Source organism: Paenibacillus sp. 01L418 (genome assembly GCF_056400045.1).
The window spans coordinates 1-1,315 of record NZ_JBFTSN010000755.1; the positions used below are offsets into that span (position 1 = coordinate 1).

The 1,315-nt window shown below is 48.5% G+C and carries 1 protein-coding gene; it reads right to left on the reverse strand.

What is annotated here, in order from left to right:
• Positions 1–169: 169 nt before the first annotated feature.
• Positions 170–1,246 (reverse strand): phosphodiester glycosidase family protein, encoded by a 1,077-nt coding sequence (locus AC1DSE_RS35375; RefSeq protein WP_339206941.1) that lies wholly within the window; start codon positions 1,244–1,246, stop codon positions 170–172.
• Positions 1,247–1,315: the final 69 nt, after the last annotated feature.

Sequence of the window (1,315 nt, forward strand, 5' to 3'; positions counted from 1 at the left end):
CCTTTCTACAAGAGGAATGCCTGTAATCGTCAATAATGATTTGCTGTACCATTTCGATCCAATGCCCATTCGTGCTGCTCCTTTCCGAAGAACAGTAGTAGGGGTCAAAACTTAGGAGTTCGATAATAGTATATTCAGAAATCATCTTCATCGCGCTATGCAGGCCTAATTATTTAAATAACAAAAAGTGCGTCGGCAGCTTGCGAAGCTGTCCGTCGGAAGGCTTATTAATGACTCTTCCGTTAAAAATGAGCGAGGACGAGCCGCCGCCATCCAGGTTGTAGCCGTCAACGGCGCCATAGCGCTGCAGCAATAGCTGCATTTCACCAAGCGTAGCCCCTGAGCTGCCTGATTCGTTGTAGCCGTCAGCTACAAGAAACAGTAGTTGATCATCCTTAAAATTAGCAATGACGGTCCGTGGCGCGCGCTTTGGACTGGTCTGCCATTTGGCTGGGATCGGTTGTGGAGATCCGCCGCGCAGCAGTACAGGAACAAAGGATGCACCGAATTTCGGGTTTTTGGCATCCAGCTGTTGTTTGCTTGCGAATTTTCCTCCGATGAGCTCATTTTGCTCGTTTAAGCCTACAAAAAACAAATCCGCACGCGGCGGTTCGAAGCTTGTCACGTAATCTCCGTCCACAATGGTTGTGCTTAGCGGATATCTTTTTCCTCGTCCATCTGCAAAGCCGCCTGCATTAATGCCGGCAACAGCTCCGTGCCGGGCTACTGCGGCGAGAGTAGTCTCTGCTTGTCCAAGCTCTTCACCGCCGAGCGACATCGTCATCGCATCTTTGCTCTTAAGCTTCACCTTGAGCGCGTACGCCGAGAAGTTTTCTGCTTTTATGTAGAAAAGCTGCGCTCTTAGCTTGTCCGATTCAATCGTACCGGCGACCTTGCCAAGCTTGCTCGTAATATTGCGGTCGTAAATTTGCAAAGGTCTCATTGCCTGCGATGCAGCCATAGAAGATATCTTTGCCATATCGGCATTCGTTTCTTTGTACAGCTTCAGCTGTCTTTGAATGGACTCTCGTGTTTGTGATGCGGTCTCCTGTGCGAGGTCAAGGCCGGCAGCGGCATGCTTAATATCGGATTCGGGAAGCCTTGTTTGCTCGGTAATGGGCTTCGGAAAGGCTTCAGCAGATAATTGAATAACGATATCAGACAATAACAGCCAGATCATAATGCCTAGAAAAGGTGCACAGGCAAGCAGTGCAGTTCGATTTAACGCTTTGACGGTTATATTCATTTGAGCACGTCCAAGCTCTTTTGCAGCTCATTGAGCTGTTTTTTGACTTCATTCAACTGCGTATACAGC